Source organism: Billgrantia antri, assembly GCF_019430905.1.
GTDB lineage: Bacteria > Pseudomonadota > Gammaproteobacteria > Pseudomonadales > Halomonadaceae > Halomonas > Halomonas antri.
In genome coordinates, this window is sequence record NZ_JAHYCA010000003.1 from 694,294 (window position 1) to 715,796 (window position 21,503).

Below are 21,503 nucleotides of genomic sequence, written 5' to 3' on the forward strand. Positions count from 1 at the left end.
GAGCATAGCGCAGGAGCGCCTCAGCGCGGTGAGTGCCGAGACAGACCGAGCAGCGAAAGCTGACGCTCTTCGAGACCGCTGATCGATTCGACCCGAGCCAGGCGACGATGGTAGTCGGAACTGAGAAACGGCTCTCCGGCCAGCAGATGATCCAGGTACTCTCGCGCCGGCTTGAGCGCCTGGGCGGTAGTGCCGGGGGCTGCGATGTAGACCCACGCCTCGATCGCTCCCTCAGCGGTAACGATGGGCAAGCGGTGGCGCTGGTACTCGTGCGGATAACCCTCGAAGGGATCCATGCGCTCGATCTGGGCAGGCTCGAGCAGTTCGAACAGCGCGCCCTCCACCCTCTCTCCCGCTGTCGGCACCACGTTGGCATGGGCGATGCCGGCCACCCGTGACGCCTTGTCGAAGCGCAGCACATGGTCGTGCAATACGCCCGCCATGGCGCGACGTGTCGCACCGATGCGCGCCTCGACCCTGGCGACATTCATGTTGCTACCGTAAGCGAAATAGAACGGCATCTGGCTTTCGTCTTCGCTGGCCTGGCCGGATCAGTTATCCGTGATCAGGCGATCTATCTCTTCCACCGCCTTGCAAAGCAGCAGTCGATCCGTGGCTCGCGCGCCCTGCTGGGCCAGGTAGGTGTCGACCACGGGCGCTACATCGCACTTCTCCGGCATCGGTGCTTCGGCCTCGATCAGCGCATCGAGACGAGCTATGAACACGAAGCGCAACCACTGGGGCAAGGCCATGGTATCGATGCAGAACGGCTGCTGGCTCTCGTAGGCCGCTGGCTCCGGCACGCTCATGCGCCACATGTTGGTGGCCTTCATGGTGGCCTCGAGCCGGCGCAGGGCGACGTCGAGCTCTTCATGTACGGTCATGACATCTCCTGTTGGACATACCATGCATTATCGCACACTTCGCTCATCGTCCCATCCGCCGCCCGGTCACGCGGGCTGGCCGGCCAGAATCTTGCGCAGGAAGTCGCGCGTACGCGGATCACGAGGAGCGTTGAACAGCTGCGCAGGAGGACCTTGCTCGACGATGCGCCCCCCATCCATGAACACCACGCGATCCGCCACGTCCCGGGCGAACCCCATCTCGTGCGTTACTACCAGCATGGTCTGGCGCTCCCGGGCCAGCTGCTTCATCAGCGCGAGCACCTCTTCGACCCACTCGGGATCGAGCGATGAGGTCGGCTCGTCGAACAGGATCACCTCGGCCTGTGCGGCCATGGCGCGACCGATGCCGACCCGCTGCTGCTGACCGCCGGATAACGACGCCGGATAGGCGTCCGCCTTGTCGGCCAGACCGATGCGCTGGAGGATCTCCCGGGCGCGAGCATGCGCCTTGGCTTTCGGCCAGCGGTTGACCACGATCAATCCTTCGGCAATGTTCTCGAGCGCGGTCTTGTTGGCGAACAAGGCATAGTTCTGGAAGACGAACGCCGTGCGCCGTCGCGCGGCCAGTACCTCGGCACGGCTGGCCCGGGTAACGTCGACGTCCAGGTCGCCGATGATCAGGCGACCGGCATCTGGCCGCTCGAGAAAGTTGAGACAGCGCAATAGGGTGGACTTGCCGGTTCCCGAGGGGCCGATCACTACGATGATCTCGCCCTGTTCGATGTCGAGATCGATACCGTCGAGCACGGTTGCGTTGCCGAATCGCTTGACGAGATGGCTGATCTTGATCATCTGCGATATGCCCTGTTGAGTCGTGTTTCCAGCCACCTCTGAAACCAGGCCAGCAGCTCGACGATGATCCAGTACATCACTGCCACGGTGATGAAGGCCTCGAAGTAGAGAAAGCTGCCGGCCGCCTCTTTCTGCGTCGCCCCCATCAATTCCGTGACGCCCAGGGTGAACGCCAGGGAAGTCGCCTTGATCATGTCGATGAAGTAGTTCATCAGCGTGGGAACGGCCACGCGAGTGGCCTGGGGCAGCACGATACGACGCATCAGTTGCCCATTGGTCATGCCTATCGACAGGGCGGCTTCGGTCTGGCTGCGATCGACCCCGACGATGGCGGCGCGTATCGACTCGGCCATGTAGGCCGAGAAGTGCAGCGTCAGCCCCATGATGGTGGCGGTAATGCCGTTGATGTGGGTCAGGAAAGCCAGCAGCTGCGGCAAGCCATAGTAGAACAGGAACAGCTGCACCAGCAGTGGCGTGCCGCGAAAGAAAGAGATGAACAGCATCGTCGCTGCGTTCAGCCCCGGAATCTTCAGCACGCGGATCACCGCCAGACCGCAGGATAGCACCAGGGCGAACGCCATGCCTGCCGCTGCCATCTGCAGCGTCAACGGCAGATAGCGCAGCAGGATGGGGATCAGCCCCAGCATGTAGTCGAGATCGAGTACGCGCATGGCAGGCACTCAGCGGATCACGGGCGCGTGATGTCGGTACCGAACCAGCGCTCCGAGATGGATGCCAGGGTCCCGTCATCGCGCAAGGTGGCAAGCGCCTCGTCGACTCGATCCCGCAGCGCCCGGTCCGCTTCGGTGTCGCGGAAAGGCAGCGCGTTGCGAATGCTCGAGAACGGCTCGCCGGCAAGCTGCAGCGGCAGGGGTTTCTCCTTGATCACCTGGCTGGCGCTGACGCGATCCATGACGAAGGCGTCGACGCGTCCCAGGGCGGTATCCTGCTCAATGTTACTGTCATAGGTGCGGATATCGATGTCGTCGGCGTAGGGCAGTTCGCGCAGCAGCTGCTCGTAGTTCGAGCCGAGGTTGACGGCAACCCGCTTGCCCTTCAGGTCTTCCACGCCTTCGATCTCCTCGTTGCCTTCCCTGACGACGACCTGTGCGCCGTCATAGACGTATGGTTCGGTGAAGAGGTACTTCGCCTCGCGCTCTTCGGTAATCGTGATCTGGTTGGCGATGGTGTCGATGCGTCCCGACTCGAGCATGCCGAACAACCCCGAGAAATTGGCAGTCTCGAATTCGATCTCGACGCCCATCTCCTCTCCCAGGGCGCGCATGACATCCACCTCGAAGCCCTTGAGCGTATCCTGCTCGACAAACGTAAAAGGAAAGTAGCTTCCGGACATTCCCACCCTGAGCACATCGTCTTCGGCCTGGGCAATGTTGACGAAAGCAAGAGCACTGGAAAGAACCGCTGCAGTAATGATACGTGGCGACATGGTCCACCTCCCTTAATGCGAAACTGCAATAGAAAACCTTGCTTTTATTCGATTCTACCAAAACAAGGAGAGCTTGACGCTTGGCGCTTCATTGAAATGATGCATGACTGCCATAGCGTAGCCGGGCAGCCTGGGATCATGCACAGATTCACTGCAAGAGGCTGTGGATAAGCTTTGGAAACCCGGCCCGGTAGCAGACAAGCCGTGGCTTTGCCAGGCATGCTCAATTCTTGACCAATCGCGAGCGCTGCCACGCAGGACAAGTGGCTGACAACTCCCCGGCGGTCACGGTAGAGTGCACGCTCAAAAGGGAGCCCCTATGCAGCCGATCCACACCCTTCATGAATTCTTCGAGCGCACCGGTGCCGACGTCCGCCTTTACCACATGGGCCGGCGGGTCGAACCGTGCCCGCTAGGCACCCTGGCAAGCCTGGAAGTCGCTGCCAGCCCCTGGCCGCTTCCCTGGCAGGGTCAGGCTCGCCTGGGCATCGTCTTTCGCCTCGGTGACCTCACCGACCCGCTGATCTGGTTTCTGGCCTTGCCGCTGGACGAACAGGGTCAACTGGTCCCCGCTCCTCGCGATGCCTTCCTGCAGCGGCTGCTCGTGACATTGGGACATAACGTCGAACGAGCAGGCCGCCAAGACCCGGAGAGCGGCGACATCGACAACCTGATGCACGACAACCCTCTGGCCTTCACGCCATCGCTGCCCTTCCAGGCCATGCTGCATGCTCGTGCCACTCACGACACCGGCAAGCCCGCCAGCTCCCACCTGGAGCCGGTGGAGGCCTATCTCAGCGGCCAGCAGCAGGTGGACTGGCAGTTCCTGGGACTGCAGGGGCTGGCCGACTTCGCCGTACGTTTGGATAGCGAGGCCGCTCGCCAACTGGCCTCGACACTTCCTACCCTGCCCGACGAAGTGCTGCATTCACTGTGCTACTGTCTAGAGCATGTCGGCGTGCCCGATTCGCTAGGCTTGGCGCTGCGTGGCCGGGGCGAACAGGCCGCCGCCGCGGGCCGACTGGAAACCTTGTGTGCCTGCGTGCGGGCCGTGGGCGGTGCCGACGAAACGATCGCCGGGGCATGGTTCGATGAATTGCTGTCCGACCCGGCAGCCTGCGGCCCCGACCTGCTGGCGGCGATTGCCGCACGTGGCTGGGAGCATCTGGAGGACGGCGAGCGCCTGCCTCGCTTCCTGGAGCGCCTGGCCGCCCAGCCGAAGGCGGATTTTGCCAGTCTGGCCCGCGACCTGGCGCTGATACCGCGGCTGCGCCTGCCCGTGCTGATGAGCCTGCGTGAGGCACGGCAGGACTCCGCCATCGGTCGTCGCCTGGCAAGCCTGGAGCAATGAGCCAGGGCAACGCGCCCGGTTCCATGAGCCAGGGCCAACGAAGAAGGAAAGCCGGAAACCATGTCATGAAGGAACTGCCCTATATTCCCAAGGCCGTGATTGGCCGCCTCGAGATGGTCACCCTGCCTAACATCGGCATGACCGTCTGCGCCAAGATCGACACTGGGGCCTACACCTCGGCACTGCATGCCGAGGATATCGAGATCTTCGAACAGGAGGGCCATCTCTGGGTCAGCTTCACCACCCGTAGCGGAGGGTTGGAGTCGCCCCCCCACGTCTACCGCACCCACCTGCACGATCGCCGGCGCGTAACCAGCTCCAACGGCCAGAAGGAGTGGCGCTACGTGATTCGCACCCCGATGCAGTTGGGAGAGCTGGAAGTAATGGTGGAACTGACCCTGGCCGATCGCAGTGACATGCGCTACCCCATGCTGCTCGGCCGCCGTGCACTGCGACGCCTTCTGGTGGCGCCCGGCGTCACCTTCCTGCATGGCGAACCCTGACCACCGGCCCTACCGTCCCGGAGCCCACGATGCATATCGCGCTGCTGTCCCGCAATCGCAATCTCTACTCCACGCGACGCCTGGTCGAGGCCGCCGAACAGCGTGGCCACAAGGTACGGGTGATCGATACCCTGCGCTGCTACATGAGCATCGCCGCGCACCATCCCTCGATTCACTATAAAGGCGAGGAGATCGAGCGCTTCGATGCGGTAGTGCCTCGCATCGGCGCCTCGGTGACCTTCTACGGCTGCGCCGTGCTGCGCCAGTTCGAAATGATGGGTACCTACGTGCTCAACGACTCGGTCGCCATCACCCGCTCGCGTGACAAGCTGCGCTCGCTGCAGCTGCTGTCGCGCAAGGGGCTGGGCCTGCCGATCACAGGCTTCGCCCATTCACCGGACGACATCCCCGATCTGATCACCATGGTCAAGGGCGCGCCGCTGGTGATCAAGCTGCTGGAGGGCACCCAGGGCATCGGCGTGGTGCTGGCCGAAACCAACCAGGCGGCCGAATCGGTCATTCAGGCCTTCATGGGCATGAAGGCCAACATCATGGTGCAGGAGTACATCAAGGAGGCCCGCGGTGCCGATATCCGCTGCTTCGTGATCGGTGACAAGGTGGTCGCCTCGATGAAGCGGCAGGCAGCGGAGGGCGAATTTCGCTCCAACCTCCACCGCGGCGGCACGGCCAGCCTGATCCGTATCACCCCGGAAGAGCGCTCCACGGCCATCCGCGCTGCCAAGGCCATGGGCCTCAGGGTGGCCGGTGTCGACCTGCTGCGCTCCAACCATGGTCCGGTGATCATGGAGGTCAACTCTTCACCGGGGCTTCAGGGTATCGAGACCGCGACCGGCAAGGATATCGCCGGCCTGATCATCGAGCACATCGAAAAGAATGCCACCGCCTCGCGCAAGGCGCCGCCTAAGCCCAAGGGGTAATTTGAGAAAAGCGCAGGAATTTGTAGAAAGAGTACTTATTTTACTCGCGGGGGTAGCAAAACAGTGTTTCCCCCGCCACAATCTGCGTCACCGGAGGAGGTGACCGCTCATGTTTCTCGACAATCGCCAAGTGGCGATGGACAGCGTTCTGGAAGCGCTGGCTGACAGCATCGATTATTTTCAGGACAACCTCGAGCGCCTGCGCCCTTCCCTGCGCGAAACGCTCAAGCCTCACTATGAAGCCCGCGCCCAGACAATGCACAAGCTGCAAGAGCTGGCCAGGCAGCACCTCAAGCTGCTTCCGCGCGATGCCGACGTCGAGCGTGACGATTACATGTGGCTCTGGAGTCGCCTGAAGAGCTTCGTCGGCAACGAGAGCCAGGTGGTCATCGGTGAGCTGCTGGAGCAGGAGCGCGTCCTGATGCAGGCGCTCGCCACGCTCTACACCCACCCGCTGCCTAATCCGCTCGAGCCGATCGTCGAGCAGTGCTGGAAAGACTGCCGCGCCCTGATTCGCGAACTCTACCGGCAGCAAAAGTCGCGTCGCCGCTGAGTCGCGGTCGAGCACTCAGGGTGTCGCCGGCGCTTCCTCCCACTGCGACTCCCTGTCGAGCAATTGACGCCAGACCGGCGGAGCGATCTCAAGCGGTTCGAGCGGCCCCAGGAAGTAGGGCTCTCGTTCCCAGAGATAGAGGTCTCCCACGGTGGCCGCCCGTGCCAGCCACTCCCGCGCCTGCAGTCGCCACACGCCAGCCACCGGGCGCGACGGCGCGCTGCAACCGTACGCCTCGAGGCCGATCGCATCGGCAATGAACAGCGCACGCGGCAGATGCCAAGACTGCGTGACCAGCAGCACCCGATCGACACCGAACACGTCCCGCGCCCGCACCAGGGTATCGAAGGTGCTGAAGCCGGCATAATCGAGGGTCATGTCCTCGTCGCGCACGTACTGGGCACGCAGGTCACGCCACATGGTGATGGGCTCGTTGTACTGGCGGGTGCGGTTATCGCCGGAGAGCAGCAGATGCTCGACCCGGTTCAACCTCATCAGGCGAGAGGCGGCATTGATGCGCGCATCGAAATGGGGATTGCGCACGCCACTGCGGGTCCAGTGCGAAGTGCCGAAGACGATCCCCACCTGCTCGGGGCCGCACAGCGGCAATTCGTGTTCGATACGGTCGTGGGTCTGCGCCAGCACCCAGAGGTTGGCGCCGACTAACAGCAGCAGCGCCAGCAGCAGCAGTGCGCCGAGCGACATCAGAAGAAGCTTGAAGGTTTTCCACAGCAGCGCCTGCATTCACCGTCACCGGACAAGGAAACACGAAGCCCCGCCACCGCCAGACGAGCGGCTGGAGCCCAGCGGCTAGAACATGCCGAGTTCCAGCTTCGCCTCGTCGCTCATCATCTCACGGCTCCAGGGCGGATCGAAGACGATTTCGGTGTGCACGCGGCTGATTTGGGGAGCACCGAGGATCTTGTTGCGGGCGTCGGCGGCAATCACGTCCCCCATGCCGCAGCCGGGCGCGGTCAAGGTCATGCGGATGGTGACGATGCGCTCGCCGCTGATCAACCGCTCGATGCGACAGCCGTAGACCAGGCCCAGGTCGACGATATTGACTGGGATCTCCGGGTCGAAGCAGGTACGCAGCTGATCCCAGACGAACTGCTCGATCTCGTCGTCGGTGGCATCCTCGGGCAGGGTCGGTCGCGGCAGTGGCTCGAGCCCCAGGGCATCGAGGTTGCTGCCCTCGATCAGGTAGAGACGCCCCTCGTAACCGACGCTGACCGAACTTCCCTTGGCCTGCATTACGCTGACCACACTGTCCTCGGCGAGCGTTACGGTTTTGCCGAAGGGGATCGAGATGGCATCTACGTCACGCTGCAGCGGCAACGACTGTCCTTTCTGCAGGCTGGCAATCTGCTCGATACTGGACATGTCAGCGCACCATGCCAATGACGCGTTCCAAGGCCGCTGCAAAAGCGTCGACCTCCTCCAGCGTGTTGTAGGCGGCAAACGAGGCCCGACAGGTCGCCGTCACGCCGAAGTGCGCCAGCAGGGGCTGCGCACAGTGGTTGCCGGTGCGAATGGCCACGCCGAGTTGATCGATCAGCAAGGCGATATCCTGCGAGTGAGCGCCGTCGACGACAAATGAGAGTACGCCGGCCTTGTTCGGCGCAGTGCCGAGGATACGCAACCCGTCGATACGCGATACCTCCGCCGTCGCCCTTTCCAGCAGCCCTGCCTCCCAGGCGCCGATGGCGTCGAGTCCCACGCCGCTTACCCAGTCCAGCGCCACGCCTAGCGCAATCACCTCGGCGATGGCCGGCGTGCCCGCCTCGAACTTGTGGGGAACGTCGGCAAAGGTGGTCGGCACGTCGAAGGAGACGCTACTGATCATCTCGCCGCCGCCCTGCCACGGCGGCATCGCCTCGAGCAGCTCGGCCCTGGCGTAGAGCGCGCCTGCCCCCGTCGGGCCATAGACCTTATGACCCGAAAAGGCGTAGAAATCGGCGTCGATCTCGCGCACGTCCACCGTCTGGTGCGGCACCGCCTGGGCACCGTCGACCAGGATCAGGGCGCCGTGCTGGTGAGCAATGGCCGCCATCTCGCCCACCGGGTTGACGGTACCGAAGGCGTTGGAGACGTGATTCACGGCCACGAGCTTGGTGCGCTCGGTGAACAGTGCGCGGTAGGCATCGAGATCGAGCACGCCGCGCGCGTCCACCGGAATCACCTTGACCCTGATACCGAGCTGGCTGGCCAACAGCTGCCACGGCACGATGTTGGAGTGGTGTTCGAGCAGCGAGACCAGAACCTCGTCACCGGCCATGAGGTTGGCCCGGCCCCAGCTGTTGGCCACCAAATTGATCGCCTCGGTGGTGCCGCGGGTGAAGACGATCTCGCGCCGGTCGGCCGCATTGAGAAAGCCGCGTACCGTCTCGCGGGTCGCTTCGTAGGCTGCCGTCGCCTCGTCGGCTAGGGTATGCAGGCCGCGGTGGATATTGGCGTTGTAGCGGCTGAAGTAGTCGCGGAAAGTATCGATCACCGCCAGCGGCGTCTGGCTGGTGGCGGCATTGTCGAAATAGATCAGCGGATGACCATGCACCTGCCGCTCGAGTATCGGAAACTGGGCGCGAATCCCGGCCACGTCGTAGGCCGGTGCGCTGAGCGCTCGTTCTGTGGCCAGGTGATTCATCGCTCTCTCCTTGATTACTCGTCGTGCAGGGCCATGGCGGCTTCCACCAGCCCGGCCAGGTTGAAACGCTCCGGCAGCTTGCCGGCCACCGCCAGCTCGACCCGCTCGGCCACGGCATCCAGCTCGACCTGCTCCATCACCTCACCGGCGAAGGCCAGGGTCAACAGACCACGCGCCGTTTGCTCGTCGATACCGCGGGTACGCAGGGCGTAGACCGCTTCCTCGTCGAGCTGGCCTGTGGTGGTGCCGTGGGAGCACTTGACGTCGTCGGCGTAGATCTCGAGTTCCGGCTTGGCATCGATCTCGGCCCGGTCGGAGAGCAGCAGGTTGGCGTTGCTCTGGGAGCCTTCGATCTTCTGGCTGTCGCGCTTGACTACCACCTTGCCGTTGAACACGCCGCGGGCACGGTCGTCGAGGATGCCCTTGTAGTTCTCGTTGGAGAAGGTACGCGGGGCGTTGTGGTTGGCCAGGGTATGGTTGTCGATGTGCTGCCGCCCCTGACCGTAGAACAGCCCGTAGAAGTTGGCCTCCGCCCCTTCGCCGTTGAGCTCGCTGATCAGGTCGTTGCGCACCAGCCCACCGCCCAGGTTCAGGTTGAACGAGGTGTAGCGGCTGTCGCGATTCTGCTCGACGTGGATGCTGGCCACGTGCAAGTCGGCAAGCGGCGACTCCTGCAGCTTGTAGTGGGTCAGGATCGCCCCACGGTCGAGCATCAGCTCGGCCACCAGGTTGGTGAAGTTGGCCGCCTCGCTTTCGCCGACATGATGCTCGATCAGCGTGGCCTGGCTACGGGAGCCGGCCTCGACCAGAATGCGCGGATGGCTCATCACCGGCTGGGCGTTGGCGCGAGAGAGGAACTGCACCACGATGGGCTTCTCCACCACGCTGCCCGGCGCCAGGCGCACCACCGCGCCTTCTTCCACGAAGGCGGTATTCAGCGCCGAGAACGGCGAGAACTCGACCCCCGTCAGCCGGCCCAGCGGGCCTCCCACGGCCTCGTGGTTCTCAGCCAGAGCCTGGGACAACGGCAGCACGGCCACGCCGCGGGGAAGCTCGGCCAGGTCGGAGAGCGCCGGCGAGAAGATGCCATCGACGAAGGTCAGGCGGTAGGCTTCAATGGGCAGTGTCAACGCCGCCGCCGAGGCCGGCGAAAACTCGGCGCTGTCGGTCAGCACGAAGTCACCGCGAGCGATCGCGCGCACGTCGGTGTACTTCCACGCCTCGTCGCGGCGGGTGGGAAAGCCGAGCGCCTCGAAGCGGGCCGCCCCGGCCTGGCGCCGCGCGGCGATCCAGGTCGGCTCTTGCCCGCGGTTTACGTTACGCTCCGCAAGCCGGTCGAGAAAGGCCTTCACCTCGCTTGATTGCCGTTCGACATCGCTCATGCAGCGGACTCCTCCACGACCCAGTCGTAGCCGCGGGATTCCAGCTCACGGGCCAGCTCGGCGTCGCCGCTCTTGGCAATGCGGCCATCGACCAGCACGTGCACCCGGTCGGGCACGATGTAGTCGAGCAGGCGCTGGTAGTGGGTCACCAGCAGAATGGCGCGCTTCTCGTCGCGCAGCGAGTTGACGCCATCGGCCACCACGCGCATGGCGTCGATATCGAGGCCGGAGTCGATCTCGTCGAGCATGGCGAGCTTGGGCTGAAGTACCAGCATCTGCAGGATCTCGTTGCGCTTCTTCTCGCCGCCGGAGAAGCCCTCGTTGACGGCACGCTGCAGGAAGCTGGCGTCCATCTTCATCTGCGCCAGCTTTTCCTTGACCAGCTTCATGAACTCCGGCGCCGGAATCTCGCCCTCGCCGCGAGCCTCGCGCTGGGCGTTGAGCGCCGCCTTGAGCAGGTAGATGTTCTTCACCCCGGGGATCTCCACCGGGTACTGGAAGCCCAGCAGCAGGCCCGCCTGGGCGCGCTCCTCGACCTCCATTTCCAGCACGTCGCGGCCCTCGAAGGTGATCGAGCCCTTGGTCACCTCGTAGCCGTCCTTGCCCGCGATCACCGCCGACAGCGTCGACTTGCCGGCCCCGTTGGGGCCCATGATGGCGTGCACTTCCCCGGCGTTGATAGTCAGGGAAAGGCCCTTGAGAATTTCCTTGCCTTCCACCTTGACGTGCAGATCCTTGACTTCGAGCATCTTGAATACCTTTTGATTCTGGCGAGCCGCATGAGCGACCCGGAAAATAATTCATCCAGCCCAGCGAAACGAGCGAGCGGCGTCTGGACAAGGCGAGCGCGGAAGAGAGAAGCGGAGTTTACGGCTGTAAATGAGCATTCTCGAATCCGCGCTCAACGCCGTCCAGGCGTCGCGCAGCCGTTTCCTCACCCAACAGCGCCTTCCAGGGTGACGTTAAGGAGAGCCTCGGCCTCCACGGCAAACTCCATCGGCAGCTCCTGGAACACATCCTTGCAGAAGCCGTTGACGATCATGCTCACCGCATCCTCCTCGGAGATACCGCGGCTCTGGCAGTAGAACAGCTGATCCTCGCCGATCTTGGAGGTAGTCGCTTCATGCTCGATGGTTGCCGTGCTGTTGCCGATCTCCTGGTACGGGAAGGTGTGAGCACCGCACTGGTCGCCGATCAGCAGCGAGTCGCACTGGGTGAAGTTGCGCGCCCCCTTGGCCCGCGGCCCGATCTTGACCAGCCCGCGATAGGACTGGTTGCTGCGGCCGGCGGAGATACCCTTGGAGACGATGTAGGAGCGCGTGCCCTCACCGATGTGGATCATCTTGGTGCCGGTATCGGCCTGCTGGCGGCCGTTGGTGACCGCCACCGAGTAGAACTCGCCGATGCTGTCCTTCCCGCGCAGCACGCAGGAGGGGTACTTCCAGGTGATGGCGGAGCCGGTCTCGACCTGGGTCCAGCTGATGCGCGAGCGGTCGCCGCGGCAGTCGCCGCGCTTGGTCACGAAGTTGTATATGCCGCCCTTGCCGTCCTCGTCGCCGGGGTACCAGTTCTGCACTGTGGAGTACTTGATGTAGGCGTCATCCAGCGCCACCAGCTCGACCACCGCCGCGTGTAGCTGGTTCTCGTCACGCATCGGTGCGGTGCAGCCCTCGAGGTAGGAGACCTGGGCACCCTCCTCGCAGATGATCAGGGTGCGCTCGAACTGGCCGGTGTTGGCGGCGTTGATACGGAAATAGGTCGAGAGCTCCATCGGACAGGTCACGCCCTTGGGCACGAAGACGAAGGAGCCATCAGTGAACACCGCCGAGTTCAGCGCGGCGAAGTAGTTATCTGCTACAGGCACCACCGTACCCAGGTACTGCTTGATCAACTCCGGGTAGTCGCGGATCGCCTCGGAGATCGAGCAGAAGATCACGCCCGCCTCGTGCAGCTTCTCCTTGAAGGTAGTGGTCACCGACACGGAGTCGAACACCGCGTCCACCGCAACGCCGGCCAAGGCGGCCCGCTCGTGCAGCGGAATGCCCAGCTTCTCGTAGGTCTCGAGCAGCTTGGGATCGACCTCGTCGAGGCTCTGGGGGCGATCCTCGGGACGCTTGGGCGCGCTGTAGTACGAGATCGCCTGGTAGTCGATGGGCGGATAGTCAAGATGCGCCCAGGAAGGCGACGTCATCTTGAGCCATTGATGGTAAGCCTTCAGGCGCCATTCGAGCATCCACTCGGGCTCGCCCTTCTTGTTGGAAATGAAGGCGATCACACTCTCGTCGAGCCCCGGCGGTACCGTATCGCTCTCGATGTCCGTCACGAATCCTTCTTTGTATTCGCGGCGGACAAGCTGTTCCATTTCCTCACTTGCCATGGTCTCTCCCCTCCCGGGCGGTTGGGCCGGCGAGCGAACTCGCCTCGGGTCATGTATCCGTTTCGGTGGCTCAGGCCGTGTCGGCGGCCAGGCTCACACTCTGTATGGGTAGCTGCACCGGCAGCTTGATCGGCGTGGTGTCGGCCAGGTGCGCCAGGGTCACGCTGTCGAGCAGGGTACGCACCGCCAGCGACACGCGCTGCCAGTTGTCGGAGACGCCACAGGTCGCCAGCAGATCGCAATCACCTTCGGCGTGGCTGCACTCCGTCATTGCCACCGGCCCCTCGATAGCCGTGATGATATCGATGGCGGTGATCCGTGATGCCGGGCGCGCCAGGGAGTAGCCACCCTGGGCGCCACGACGCGACTCCAGCAGCCCCGCCTTGACCAGCATCTTGAGGGTCTTGCTGACCGTGGGATGCGGCAGTTGCACGGTCTCGGCCAACTCCGCCGCCGCATGGGGCTGTTCGGGATGCCGGGCGATCTGCGCCAGGATCACAGCGGCGTAGTCTGTCAGCCGAGAAAGCTTCAGCATGCCTGACTCCTGATTGGCACGGACACGAGGCGAAGGCCCTGCGCTCCATTTGGGACCATTTTAGTCCTGTATGGATCCGATGTGAAGGCCTCAGAGCGTCAGCAAGCGTGCAAACGTCAAGATGGCGACACGTTCGGCACCGTTCACGCCATTAAACCCAATCATTCTCATTTACATGCCAGGCCAATGTCTCATCGGATCCGCCCGGATGCAGCATCAGGAGAGAAAAAGAACGGCAGCACGTTCAACGCGGCAGCACGCTGGAGGAGGCCCGCTGAGAAGTGAGAGCCTCCGCTTGACGCATGAGCTGCTCGCGCTCGTGGTGCCAGGCCAAGAGCTCTTCGACTGGGAGTGCCTTGGAGTAGAGGAACCCCTGGGCCTGATCGCAGCCCAGCTCCACGAGAATGCGATGCTGGCCCTGGGTCTCGACGCCCTCGGCAGTAACTTCCAGATCGAGTGCGTGCCCCACATCGATCAGGCAGGCCATCAGCTTACGAGCCCGCTCATCCTTCTCGAGCCCTTCGACGAAGGCACGATCGATCTTGAGGCCTGTGATGGGCAGGTGGCGCAGATACTCGAAAGAGGAGAAGCCGGTGCCGAAGTCATCGATACTGATCTGAATGCCGTAGCCGCGAAGACGCTCCAGCGCCTGCTTGGCGGCAAAGAGATCGAGCACCAGAGCACTCTCGGTCACTTCCACTTCGAGCTGCGAGGGATGGATTCCGGTCTCCTCGACGAGCCGGTTGAGTTCCTCCAGCAGGTCATCGTCCATCAGGTTACGCACCGAGAAGTTGATGCTGACCTTGCCGCCATGGCGCCGAGCGAATCGGCACGCCTCCTTCATGACGAACCGGGTCACCGGGGCGATCAGGGTAGTGTTTTCGACCTTCGGCATGAACATGCCGGGGGCGATCAGAGCACCACGCTCGTCACGCCAGCGAATGAGTCCCTCGAAGCCACTGACCCGCCCGCTCGCCAGATGCAGCTTGGGCTGGTAGTGAAGCTCGAACTCGCCCTGCGCCAGGCCGCGCCGCACTCGAGCGATGAGCCGGATGTTCTGGAGGCTACGGCGAGCGAAGGAGGGCTGGTAATGGCAATGCACACGATGCTTCTCGGAGGCAGCCAGCATGGCGATTCTCGCCTCGCGGATCAAGCTGCCGGGGGTAGCGTTCTCGGCGCCCTGCAGCGAACTGCCCAACACCAACTGAGCACGCAGGGGCACGCCAAGCGCCACCAGATTGTCCTCGCCCAGCTCCACCACCTGATGCGCGAGCCGCCCCAGCTCCTTGAGCCCGACCGGCCAAAACAGCAGGACCAGCTCGGCGCCGCTGACACGATAACAGCCCTGGAGATTGGGCCCCAGTTGGGCCATCCGTCCGCTGATCGCCACCATCAGCTCATCGGCAGCATCCGCCCCCAAGGCTTCCATGATTTCGCTGATGTCATCGACGCGCACCAGAACCACTCCGATGCCACGCCCATCCTGGCGCGGCGTTCGCTTCAGCCAGCGTGCCAGGTCCGCTTCCAGTGCAATATCGTTGGGAAGCCCGGCGCGAGGATCGGTGCGCGATGCCAATTCGGCATTGTGATAGCTCTGCCTCAGGCGCTCGAACAACCCTCCGGCAAAGCCGCCGATAACCAAGTACAGACCTAGGTGAATCATCCAGTTGAGGGTCGCCTGAGGCTCGCCGGTCTCCACCGATAGCGGGATTGCCGCCATCAGCAGGCCGGCTGTCAGCGCGACGAGCAGGGAGCCGCCCCAGGTATACCAGGTCCCCGCCAGCAGCACGGGTATCAGCATCAGGTAGGGATAGGCGTATTGGGTACCGCCGGTGACATGCACAAGCGCGGTACCCGCCATCAGCAGTGCCACCAGCACGAAGATCTGACCGCCATGGCGCAGCACGAGCGGACAGGATTGCCACCGTCGCTCCACGGCACGCCACGCATGCAGAATATTGCTCGGATCAGCCATGCCCCCTCCCTGCCCCGATAGCGTCAACCAAGCCCAAAGCGCGAATTCCTCGAAGTGTAAACAACATAGCACGAGGACGACCTCAACCTCCCTCAACGCTTGGAGACGCGATGGCCTCGCCACCTCCCGGCAGGAAGTGATTCGCACCAGCCGCATACAGGCTCGTGAACTGGCGAGTACGGGCCAGATTCGCCAGACTTGCATTGATGGTTAGCGGTACCGGCCAAGGAACCCCTGAACGCCACATTGACGAGGCACCCCATGCGCAATCTCAAATTCGACCGCATCGACCGCATGCTGCTCGAAGCCCTCCAGCAGGACGCCCGTCTGACCACTGCCGAGCTGGCAGAGCTCGTGAGCCTCTCGCCTTCGCCTTGCGCGCGCCGCATTCGCCGGCTCGAGCAGGCGGGGCTGATCAAGCGCTATCGGGCAGAACTGGACAAGAGCCGGCTCGGCCTGACGGTTACGACCTTTGTGCAGGTACGCCTCGACCGGCATCGTCAGGAGCGGGTGGAGGCATTCGAGGAGCGCATGAATGACATGCCGGAGGTGGTCCAGTGCCATAGCGTCTCCGGTCACTTCGATTATCTGCTGCAGGTTATCGTCGCCGACATGGACGCCTTCGAAGGGTGGCTGCGACACTTCCGCCAGTTGGAGATGGTCGACACGGTGGACAGCAGCTTCGCCATACGCACCGTCAAGGAAAACGGGTCCCTTCCCTTGCCCACGCACTGAGTCCCGGCGACAGCCGCTCGCGCCCGCCTCCCCCTTGCAACCAGGAGACAACATGGCGAAAGCCCTCATCACCGTATTCGGCGGAACCGGCTTTCTGGGTCGTCACGTGGTGCATGAGCTGTTCGATGCGGGCCATGCCGTTCGCATCGCGGCACGCCGTCCTGTGCTGCCGGATTGGGCCGAAGCTGGTGATCCTGTGGAGCCGATGAGCATCGATATCCACAGCGAGAGCGACGTGAGCCGTGCCCTCGAAGGGGCGGTCGGCGCGGTCAACGCCGTGAGCCTCTACGTCGAGCGTCGCCAGATGAGCTTCGAGCAGGTGCATGTGAAAGGGGCCGCACGTCTGGCCCGCGTGGCGCGGGCACAGGGTGTGCGAATCTTCGTCCAGCTCTCCGGCATAGGGGCTGACCCCTCGTCGCGCTCGCGCTACGTCCGGGCACGGGGGCGCGGCGAGTCGGCCGTTATCGATGCGTACCCCAAGGCAGTCATCCTGCGACCGAGCGTGATGTTCGGCCCCGGGGATGCCTTCCTGAAGCGCTTGGCAGACTTGACCCGGCTTCCCGTCATCCCGCTCTTCGGGCGCGGCGAGACGCATCTCCAACCGGTACACGTGGTGGATGTGGCAAGAGCGATCGTGAGGCTGATGGGCGCTGCCCCATCCGAGCGGCGGCTATTCGAATTGGGCGGCCTGGATATTCTGAGCTACCGGGAAATCCTGGAGCTGATCATGGCCCACCTGGAGCGCGAGCGCTTGCTGCTGCCTGTCCCGTTCGTGTTGTGGCAGCTCGCCGCTCTGCTGGCTTCGCCGCTACCCGGGCCACCGCTGACCCGGGATCAGGTCACCATGATGTCCCAGGACAATACGGTTGGCGCGGGCGTGGGTACCTTCGCCGACCTCGACATCCTGCCGCGCTCGCTGCGCGATGCCCTGCCCGCCTGCCTGCCGACGCGCCACCCGGCATCCTCCCGCTCGGGTTGACGACGACACGACACCCCATCCCTGTCTGGCTGGCCTCACTGCCAATAGTGGCCATGACGTGCCCACCACTGCCGTGCTATTTCGCGGTTCTCCGCGTTAGCGCTCGCATCGAGCGTCGTGGTAAGGCGAACGTAATCGCCGCCGGTTCGGGCCATCGAGCGCGGGTCCTGGGTGGCCAGCTGCAGCGCATAGAGTGCCAGCATCAGCTCGTACTCGTCACGGGTATCGAGCAGCGCCACCAGCAGCGGGATCGCAGGCTCACCGATCTGGCCCAGGCGCTCCGCCGCTATGTACCAGACCCTCGGGTGCTCCCCGCCGCCGTAGACATCGATGAACCCCCTGTCGGCCAGGCGGCTGATGTAGTAATGCACCTCGTCCTCTTCCGAGGCAAAGAGTGGGGGCACCCAGAAGCGATCGTGACGCGTGGTGGCCACGAGCGGCGCCGACGGTTCAGCCGGCGTGACCGTCTCGGGCTCGTCACGCAACGGCCCGGAAGCGGCCTGCTCGGCCACCGGCGCCGACCGTCCGGCACAGCCGATCAGGCTCAATAGCAGAATCAACGTACTGAACGTTCTTGCAACTCGCATGTCCCCTCCCGGGTTGGCTAGCGTTGCGCCGCGTTTTACGTCTTCCGGCGCCGTTTGGCTAGCCCCCACCCGCTACTTCTCCAAGCACCTGCTCCAGCGCCTGGGCCAGGACAGATGCCATGTAGGCGACATTGCTCTCATGGGCAATGGTGTCGGTGCTCCATATTTCCCCCACGCCGGCCTGGCGAATGACCTGAAGGGCATCGCCGGCAAACAGCGCATGGGTCACCGCTACGTCCACGCTGGCCGCGCCGGCGGCGAGCACCCGCTCGGCGGCTCGCGCCAGAGTGCGGCCGGAACTGGCGACGTCGTCCAGCAGCACGATGCGTCGGCCGGCAATGGTCAGGTCGGGCAGCGTAATGTCGACGTCACGATCGCCATGGCGCTCCTTGGTACAGGTGGCATACGCGAGCCCGGCGATGCTGGCTGCGCTCTCCACCCACTGCAACGATTCCGCATCGGGGCCCAGCAGCAGGGCATCGCTGCGCCGCTCGGCGATCGTCGCGGCCAACGGCGCAGCACCGGAGAGGGCAACGGCATGACGCACGGGAATCGCCTGCTCGAGACGCTCGATACGGTGCAGATGTGGATCGACGGTAATCACGGCGTCGAACAGCTCGGCGAGAAAGCCCCCGACCAGGCGCTGGCTGACCAGCTCGCCGGGATGAAAAACCGTATCCTGGCGCATGTAGGCAAGGTAGGGCGCCGCCAGCACCAAGCGCTCGACGCCGCGCTCACGTGCGTGGCGCGCCAGCAACATCAGCTCGACCAGCTTGTCGTTGGGGCGATCCAGGCTGCGATAGATGACCAGGCAAGCAGGCAGGTCGATATCAGGCAGGCGCAGGCACAACTCCTCGTCGGGAAAGCGGTGGCAGCCGACCACATGAGCTTCGATACCGGTCACCGAGGCCAGGCGTTCGGCAGGCCTGGACTCCTCGTCGAAATAGAGCAGGGCTGCGTGCATCAGAACTCCACATTCAAGCGGTTGATTTCGTCCGGCTGACCGATACTGTAGCCGCTGTCACGTTCGCTGCACTGATGGGCGAAGCCGCGTTCGCTACGAAAGGCAGCATGGACCCGGTAGAGCGGCTGGCCCTGTACGACCCGGTCGCCGATCTGTGCCAGTAGATCGACGCCGGCCCCCTTGGCCTTGGGCGCCCCGGCCAGACGGGCAATTCGTGCCAGCCGAAGATTGTCGATGGCAGTGACGACCCCTCCCCGAGGTGCCAGCACCTCGAACCGATGCGGCGCCAGTTCGGGGTTGTCGAGGTCGAAAGGCTTCTCCCCCTGAGCCCGAATGATGGCCTGCATCTTCTCCAGGGCCCGGCCGGAGTCCAGGATGTCACGGGCAATACCGAAGCCATCCCCGCCGCGAATGTCGGGGTCGAACTCCAGCATCCGCCCCGCCAGGCGCAATGACTTCTGACGCAGGTCCATGGGCGCCTCGGGGTGGTTGGTGAGCACTCGCATCACGTCACGCGCTTCCAGTACTGGGCCGATACCCCGACCGACGGGTTGGCTGCCATCGGTGATCACCACGTCTAGCACCAGCCCCATGCGACCGGCCACGAACTCGAACAGTTTGCGCAAGCGGCGGGCTTCCGGCATGGAACGCACCTTGGCATGCGGTCCGATGGGAATGTCGAGCAACAGGTGCGTCGAGCCGGCTGCGACCTTCTTCGACAGAATGGAGGCGACCATCTGCCCCGGCGAATCGATGGAGAGCGGCCGCTCCACCGAGATCAACACGTCATCGGCCGGTGATAGTTCACTGGTGCCGCCCCAGGCCACGCAGCCACGGTGAGTACGCACCAACTCACCCAATTCATCGAAGGGTACCTCGACCTTGGCCAGCACCTCCATGGTATCGGCAGTGCCCGAAGGTGAAGTGATCGCGCGCGACGAGGTCTTGGGACATAGCAGACCGTGTGCCGCCACGATGGGCACCACCAGCATGGAGGTACGATTGCCGGGTATCCCGCCGATGCAGTGCTTGTCGACCACGGGATGTTCGTGCCAATCGAGCCGTCGCCCCACCTGCCCCATGGCATCGCTGAGGTAGAAGATCTCTTCTCGGTCGAGCTCGCCGAGCTCGCAGGCCATGACGAAAGCCGTCAGTTCGATCTTCGAATAGCGCAGTTCGGCGATGTCCTGGATGATCTCGCGGAAGTCCCTGCGCGACAGACGCTCACCAGCGATCTTGCGATGCAGAGCCGGAATCGATGCGGGCGGCTCCGCCTGCGACACGCTGACGGCGTGCCCCTCTTCGACACCCAACAGCGAGAAGGCATCCTCCGAGAGACCCAGCTGGGTGTGGCCGACGATGGCAACGTCATCGACCACATTCAGTGACGCCAGAATGCGCCGGCCATTGGCACGGACTTCCACCTTCGACAGCGCCTGGAAGCCCTCGGCGCGATACAGGTCGCACTCGCGGTGCAGGTAGGCGACGTTTTCACGGTACGTGTCGATGGCCACGCGACACAGCGCGAGGGGCAACCCGGCGTCATCCATGGGCGGGGCACTGCTCGTTGATGGCGGCTGAACTCGGCTCATACGGCGGATATCTTCCACGAGGACGGTTGACTTCAGTCTGCCGCATTTCCACCGTGCTGGGCAGCACAATGACGCCCGTCATGACCTGCAGCAAGCTTGTCGCAGGCGAGCCATGGAGCCCGTCGCGCCCCTCGGCAGCAGGAGAGGCACACACGCCGTCCATCTTGCCGCTATGCTCCGAGAAACGAGACTGAATCGACAGGAGGCAGCATGAAATTCGCCATCATGGGTAGCGGCGGTGTCGGTGGCTACTTCGGCGCCCGCCTGGCCGAAGCGGGTGAAGAGGTCACGTTCATTGCCCGCGGGGAACACCTCGCCGCCATGCTGAACCAGGGGCTGCACGTGCGCAGCATCAAGGGAGACGTGACGCTACCCCGGGTCCAGGCCACGGACGACCCCGCCGGCGTCGGCGAGGTGGATTGCGTCATCGTGGCCGTCAAGGCGTGGCAGGTGCGCGAGGCGGCTGAATCGATCCGGCCCCTGGTCGGACCCGACACCCTGGTGCTGCCCCTGGAGAACGGCGTCGAAGCCGCCGATATTCTGGCCGAGGTTTTGGGTGATGCACCAGTTCTCGACGGCTTGTGCGGCATCCTGGCCTGGCGGGAAGCGCCAGGCAGGATACGTCATGCCGGCGTGGATCCTTTCGTGCGCTTTGGCGAACGAGACAATCACAGCAGTGCCAGGACCGCACGACTCAAGGCCGCCTTCGACAAGGCGCGTGGCGTCAGCGCCGAGATTCCCGACGATATTCGCGTCGCCCAATGGAGCAAATTTCTTTTCATCTGCGCCATGAGCGGAATCGGCAGCATTAGCAGGGCACCCATCGGCGTCACGCGTCAGGTGCCGGAGACGCGCAGCCTAATTCAAGCCATGCTCGAGGAGATCGACCAGGTGGCCCGCGGCCATGGTGTCGTTTTTCCCTCCGATGCCGTCGCCCGCGCCATGCAGTTCATCGACGCAATACCGGCCGAGAGCACCTCTTCCATGCAGCGCAACATCCTCGCCGGCGAACCTTCCGAGCTGGAGTCTCAGAATGGCGCCGTGGTGCGTCTGGGGCGCTCGGTTGGCGTGGAGACGCCGGTGCACGCCTTGATCTATGCCGCCCTGCTGCCTCAGGAACTGGCGGCCCGCGGCGAGATACCGGCGATGAGATGACCCCGCCTACTTGCAAGGAACACGATGGTTTGGCTCGGTTTGGAGTATTCTGATAGACAAAGACCTGACGCGCCTCACCCCTGGAGCAC

Annotated in this window: 23 protein-coding genes; 7 read left to right on the plus strand and 16 right to left on the minus strand. The window is 63.9% G+C overall.

Going from position 1 to position 21,503, the window contains the following annotated elements:
• Positions 1-20 precede the first annotated feature (20 nt).
• The 5 genes from KPL81_RS11235 to KPL81_RS11255 form a co-directional block, all read right to left on the minus strand.
• Positions 21-521, minus strand: a complete 501-nt coding sequence (locus tag KPL81_RS11235; protein WP_209473251.1) for a gamma-glutamylcyclotransferase family protein — start codon at positions 519-521, stop codon at positions 21-23.
• A 30-nt stretch (positions 522-551) separates the two neighbouring features.
• Positions 552-884, minus strand: a complete 333-nt coding sequence (locus KPL81_RS11240) for a YqcC family protein (RefSeq protein WP_209473253.1) — start codon at positions 882-884, stop codon at positions 552-554.
• Positions 885-950: 66 nt separating this feature from the next.
• The gene (locus KPL81_RS11245) at positions 951-1,697 is read right to left on the minus strand and encodes an amino acid ABC transporter ATP-binding protein (RefSeq protein WP_209473255.1); all 747 of its coding nucleotides are present in this window, start codon (positions 1,695-1,697) and stop codon (positions 951-953) included.
• Positions 1,694-2,368: an amino acid ABC transporter permease gene (locus KPL81_RS11250; protein ID WP_209473257.1), complete on the minus strand. Its 675-nt coding sequence runs from the start codon at positions 2,366-2,368 to the stop codon at positions 1,694-1,696. Before KPL81_RS11250 ends, KPL81_RS11245 begins: the two co-directional genes overlap by 4 nt.
• Before the next feature lie 17 nt (positions 2,369-2,385).
• Positions 2,386-3,144, minus strand: coding sequence for an amino acid ABC transporter substrate-binding protein (locus tag KPL81_RS11255; protein WP_219792109.1), 759 nt, complete (start codon positions 3,142-3,144; stop codon positions 2,386-2,388).
• 319 nt (positions 3,145-3,463) lie between these two features.
• Here KPL81_RS11255 and KPL81_RS11260 point away from each other — a divergent pair, with 319 nt between their 5' ends.
• The 4 genes from KPL81_RS11260 to KPL81_RS11275 all read left to right on the plus strand — a co-directional run bounded on the left by KPL81_RS11260 (position 3,464) and on the right by KPL81_RS11275 (position 6,489).
• Positions 3,464-4,495: a DUF3549 family protein gene (locus KPL81_RS11260; protein ID WP_219792111.1), complete on the plus strand. Its 1,032-nt coding sequence runs from the start codon at positions 3,464-3,466 to the stop codon at positions 4,493-4,495.
• A gap of 65 nt (positions 4,496-4,560) precedes the next feature.
• Positions 4,561-4,998, plus strand: a complete 438-nt coding sequence (locus KPL81_RS11265; protein WP_219792113.1) for an ATP-dependent zinc protease family protein — start codon at positions 4,561-4,563, stop codon at positions 4,996-4,998.
• Between the two features lie 29 nt (positions 4,999-5,027).
• The gene (rimK, locus tag KPL81_RS11270; RefSeq protein ID WP_209473265.1) at positions 5,028-5,936 is read left to right on the plus strand and encodes a 30S ribosomal protein S6--L-glutamate ligase; all 909 of its coding nucleotides are present in this window, start codon (positions 5,028-5,030) and stop codon (positions 5,934-5,936) included.
• 109 nt (positions 5,937-6,045) lie between these two features.
• Complete coding sequence (locus KPL81_RS11275) at positions 6,046-6,489, plus strand: hypothetical protein (protein ID WP_209473267.1); 444 nt, start codon at positions 6,046-6,048, stop codon at positions 6,487-6,489.
• Positions 6,490-6,504: 15 nt separating this feature from the next.
• On the opposite strand, the gene KPL81_RS11280 is transcribed toward KPL81_RS11275, so the two are convergent.
• The 8 genes from KPL81_RS11280 to KPL81_RS11315 form a co-directional block, all read right to left on the minus strand.
• Positions 6,505-7,233, minus strand: coding sequence for a SanA/YdcF family protein (locus KPL81_RS11280; RefSeq protein WP_209473269.1), 729 nt, complete (start codon positions 7,231-7,233; stop codon positions 6,505-6,507).
• A 66-nt stretch (positions 7,234-7,299) separates the two neighbouring features.
• The gene (gene sufT, locus KPL81_RS11285; protein ID WP_209473271.1) at positions 7,300-7,872 is read right to left on the minus strand and encodes a putative Fe-S cluster assembly protein SufT; all 573 of its coding nucleotides are present in this window, start codon (positions 7,870-7,872) and stop codon (positions 7,300-7,302) included.
• 1 nt (position 7,873) lies between these two features.
• Positions 7,874-9,133: an aminotransferase class V-fold PLP-dependent enzyme gene (locus KPL81_RS11290; RefSeq protein ID WP_219792115.1), complete on the minus strand. Its 1,260-nt coding sequence runs from the start codon at positions 9,131-9,133 to the stop codon at positions 7,874-7,876.
• A 14-nt stretch (positions 9,134-9,147) separates the two neighbouring features.
• Positions 9,148-10,515: a Fe-S cluster assembly protein SufD gene (gene sufD, locus KPL81_RS11295; protein WP_219792117.1), complete on the minus strand. Its 1,368-nt coding sequence runs from the start codon at positions 10,513-10,515 to the stop codon at positions 9,148-9,150.
• A complete protein-coding gene (sufC, locus tag KPL81_RS11300; protein ID WP_209473277.1) occupies positions 10,512-11,264 on the minus strand; it encodes a Fe-S cluster assembly ATPase SufC in 753 nt (250 codons plus the stop codon). Before sufC ends, sufD begins: the two co-directional genes overlap by 4 nt.
• 185 nt (positions 11,265-11,449) lie before the next feature.
• Positions 11,450-12,892: a Fe-S cluster assembly protein SufB gene (sufB, locus tag KPL81_RS11305; RefSeq protein ID WP_209473280.1), complete on the minus strand. Its 1,443-nt coding sequence runs from the start codon at positions 12,890-12,892 to the stop codon at positions 11,450-11,452.
• Between the two features lie 70 nt (positions 12,893-12,962).
• Positions 12,963-13,427 carry an SUF system Fe-S cluster assembly regulator gene (locus tag KPL81_RS11310; protein WP_209473282.1) on the minus strand — a complete coding sequence of 155 codons (465 nt, stop codon included), beginning with the start codon at positions 13,425-13,427 and terminating at the stop codon, positions 12,963-12,965.
• A gap of 244 nt (positions 13,428-13,671) precedes the next feature.
• Entirely contained in the window at positions 13,672-15,402 is a 1,731-nt protein-coding gene (locus tag KPL81_RS11315; RefSeq protein WP_219792118.1) for a putative bifunctional diguanylate cyclase/phosphodiesterase, read from the minus strand.
• Positions 15,403-15,663: 261 nt separating this feature from the next.
• Here KPL81_RS11315 and KPL81_RS11320 point away from each other — a divergent pair, with 261 nt between their 5' ends.
• Entirely contained in the window at positions 15,664-16,137 is a 474-nt protein-coding gene (locus tag KPL81_RS11320; RefSeq protein ID WP_209473286.1) for an Lrp/AsnC family transcriptional regulator, read from the plus strand.
• A 52-nt stretch (positions 16,138-16,189) separates the two neighbouring features.
• A complete protein-coding gene (locus tag KPL81_RS11325; protein WP_209473288.1) occupies positions 16,190-17,116 on the plus strand; it encodes a complex I NDUFA9 subunit family protein in 927 nt (308 codons plus the stop codon).
• A 35-nt stretch (positions 17,117-17,151) separates the two neighbouring features.
• Here the strand turns inward: KPL81_RS11325 and KPL81_RS11330 are convergent, their stop codons facing one another.
• The 3 genes from KPL81_RS11330 to KPL81_RS11340 are packed head-to-tail and all read right to left on the minus strand — an operon-like array spanning position 17,152 to position 20,259.
• Entirely contained in the window at positions 17,152-17,703 is a 552-nt protein-coding gene (locus KPL81_RS11330) for a hypothetical protein (protein ID WP_209473290.1), read from the minus strand.
• A 58-nt stretch (positions 17,704-17,761) separates the two neighbouring features.
• Positions 17,762-18,667: a ribose-phosphate diphosphokinase gene (locus KPL81_RS11335; RefSeq protein ID WP_219792120.1), complete on the minus strand. Its 906-nt coding sequence runs from the start codon at positions 18,665-18,667 to the stop codon at positions 17,762-17,764.
• Positions 18,667-20,259, minus strand: coding sequence for a thymidine phosphorylase family protein (locus KPL81_RS11340; RefSeq protein WP_240549174.1), 1,593 nt, complete (start codon positions 20,257-20,259; stop codon positions 18,667-18,669). Before KPL81_RS11340 ends, KPL81_RS11335 begins: the two co-directional genes overlap by 1 nt.
• A 210-nt stretch (positions 20,260-20,469) precedes the next feature.
• Between KPL81_RS11340 and KPL81_RS11345 the strand changes: the two genes are divergently transcribed.
• Entirely contained in the window at positions 20,470-21,414 is a 945-nt protein-coding gene (locus KPL81_RS11345) for a 2-dehydropantoate 2-reductase (protein ID WP_219792122.1), read from the plus strand.
• Positions 21,415-21,503 lie beyond the last annotated feature (89 nt).

What these genes read in the sequence shown, in the direction of transcription:
- KPL81_RS11235 (WP_209473251.1), bottom strand. Translation starts at nt 521, where the DNA reads ATGCCGTTCTATTTCGCTTACGGTAGCAACATGAATGTCGCCAGGGTC.
- KPL81_RS11240 (WP_209473253.1), bottom strand. Translation starts at nt 884, where the DNA reads ATGACCGTACATGAAGAGCTCGACGTCGCCCTGCGCCGGCTCGAGGCC.
- KPL81_RS11245 (WP_209473255.1), bottom strand. Translation starts at nt 1,697, where the DNA reads ATGATCAAGATCAGCCATCTCGTCAAGCGATTCGGCAACGCAACCGTG.
- KPL81_RS11250 (WP_209473257.1), bottom strand. Translation starts at nt 2,368, where the DNA reads ATGCGCGTACTCGATCTCGACTACATGCTGGGGCTGATCCCCATCCTG.
- KPL81_RS11255 (WP_219792109.1), bottom strand. Translation starts at nt 3,144, where the DNA reads ATGTCGCCACGTATCATTACTGCAGCGGTTCTTTCCAGTGCTCTTGCT.
- KPL81_RS11260 (WP_219792111.1), top strand. Translation starts at nt 3,464, where the DNA reads ATGCAGCCGATCCACACCCTTCATGAATTCTTCGAGCGCACCGGTGCC.
- KPL81_RS11265 (WP_219792113.1), top strand. Translation starts at nt 4,561, where the DNA reads ATGAAGGAACTGCCCTATATTCCCAAGGCCGTGATTGGCCGCCTCGAG.
- rimK (WP_209473265.1), top strand. Translation starts at nt 5,028, where the DNA reads ATGCATATCGCGCTGCTGTCCCGCAATCGCAATCTCTACTCCACGCGA.
- KPL81_RS11275 (WP_209473267.1), top strand. Translation starts at nt 6,046, where the DNA reads ATGTTTCTCGACAATCGCCAAGTGGCGATGGACAGCGTTCTGGAAGCG.
- KPL81_RS11280 (WP_209473269.1), bottom strand. Translation starts at nt 7,233, where the DNA reads ATGCAGGCGCTGCTGTGGAAAACCTTCAAGCTTCTTCTGATGTCGCTC.
- sufT (WP_209473271.1), bottom strand. Translation starts at nt 7,872, where the DNA reads ATGTCCAGTATCGAGCAGATTGCCAGCCTGCAGAAAGGACAGTCGTTG.
- KPL81_RS11290 (WP_219792115.1), bottom strand. Translation starts at nt 9,133, where the DNA reads ATGAATCACCTGGCCACAGAACGAGCGCTCAGCGCACCGGCCTACGAC.
- sufD (WP_219792117.1), bottom strand. Translation starts at nt 10,515, where the DNA reads ATGAGCGATGTCGAACGGCAATCAAGCGAGGTGAAGGCCTTTCTCGAC.
- sufC (WP_209473277.1), bottom strand. Translation starts at nt 11,264, where the DNA reads ATGCTCGAAGTCAAGGATCTGCACGTCAAGGTGGAAGGCAAGGAAATT.
- sufB (WP_209473280.1), bottom strand. Translation starts at nt 12,892, where the DNA reads ATGGCAAGTGAGGAAATGGAACAGCTTGTCCGCCGCGAATACAAAGAA.
- KPL81_RS11310 (WP_209473282.1), bottom strand. Translation starts at nt 13,427, where the DNA reads ATGCTGAAGCTTTCTCGGCTGACAGACTACGCCGCTGTGATCCTGGCG.
- KPL81_RS11315 (WP_219792118.1), bottom strand. Translation starts at nt 15,402, where the DNA reads ATGGCTGATCCGAGCAATATTCTGCATGCGTGGCGTGCCGTGGAGCGA.
- KPL81_RS11320 (WP_209473286.1), top strand. Translation starts at nt 15,664, where the DNA reads ATGCGCAATCTCAAATTCGACCGCATCGACCGCATGCTGCTCGAAGCC.
- KPL81_RS11325 (WP_209473288.1), top strand. Translation starts at nt 16,190, where the DNA reads ATGGCGAAAGCCCTCATCACCGTATTCGGCGGAACCGGCTTTCTGGGT.
- KPL81_RS11330 (WP_209473290.1), bottom strand. Translation starts at nt 17,703, where the DNA reads ATGCGAGTTGCAAGAACGTTCAGTACGTTGATTCTGCTATTGAGCCTG.
- KPL81_RS11335 (WP_219792120.1), bottom strand. Translation starts at nt 18,667, where the DNA reads ATGCACGCAGCCCTGCTCTATTTCGACGAGGAGTCCAGGCCTGCCGAA.
- KPL81_RS11340 (WP_240549174.1), bottom strand. Translation starts at nt 20,259, where the DNA reads ATGAGCCGAGTTCAGCCGCCATCAACGAGCAGTGCCCCGCCCATGGAT.
- KPL81_RS11345 (WP_219792122.1), top strand. Translation starts at nt 20,470, where the DNA reads ATGAAATTCGCCATCATGGGTAGCGGCGGTGTCGGTGGCTACTTCGGC.